We start from the raw sequence: 810 nt of genomic DNA, 5'->3' as shown, positions 1-810 counted from the left end.
TTCCGGGTGGCCGCCGCCGGTGGGCTGCGCCTTTCGCTGGTTTTCCGGCACCCGCTGCTCAAGCGCTTTTTGATCATGGCCCTGCCCCTGATGCTGGGCCAGACCGTCATCTTTCTGGATGAGCAGTTCATGCGTGTGTTCGGCTCGCTGGTGGGCGACGGCGCCGTGAGCCTGCTCAACTATGCCCGGCGCATCATGCAGGTGCCGGTGGGCCTCATGGGGCAGGCGGCCGCCGTGGCCTCCTATCCCTTCCTGGTCTCCCTGCTGACCAACGGCGAGAAGGAACGCTTCGACCAGACCCTGAGCGCGGCCCTGCGGGCCAGCGTGGGCCTCATCATCCCCTGCGCTCTCTGGATGGGCGTGGCCGCCCAGTCCATCATGGGCGTCATCTTCCAGGGCGGCCGCTTCGGCCTGGCCGAGACCGTGGCCAGCACGCCCCTGCTGCAGATCATGCTGGCCGCTACGCCGCTGTGGATCGTGTACATGGTGCTGGTGCGCGCCTTCTATGCCGACGGCGATACCCTGACCCCGGCCACCACGGGCACGGCCATGACCCTGCTGGCCCTGCCGGTCTATTACTGGTGGGCCGTGCCGCTGGGCGCGTGGGCCATCGCCCTGACCTCGGCGGTGAGCGTCAGCGCCTATGTGCTCTGGCTGGTGGCCATCTGGGCGCGACGTCAGGGCACGGGCGCCTTCGCGGGCCTGCTTTCCCTGTCCGGCCGGGCTCTGCTGTGCTCCCTGCCCGCCGGGGCGGCCTCCTGGGCGGCCCAGTACGGGCTGGACAGCCTGCGCGCTGCCGGGACGCTGGCG

At 70.1% G+C, this 810-nt stretch carries 1 protein-coding gene; it reads left to right on the top strand.

Annotated features, from left to right (window positions below; genetic code table 11):
- Positions 1-810: murein biosynthesis integral membrane protein MurJ (murJ, locus tag DESPIG_RS12455; RefSeq protein ID WP_006009427.1), on the top strand; the 810-nt coding region annotated here is incomplete at both ends.

The sequence above is a fragment of the Desulfovibrio piger ATCC 29098 genome (assembly GCF_000156375.1).
Lineage (GTDB): Bacteria > Desulfobacterota > Desulfovibrionia > Desulfovibrionales > Desulfovibrionaceae > Desulfovibrio > Desulfovibrio piger.
The sequence above is the reverse complement of the archived record's forward strand: the minus strand, read 5'-3'. Positions and strand labels throughout refer to the sequence as shown.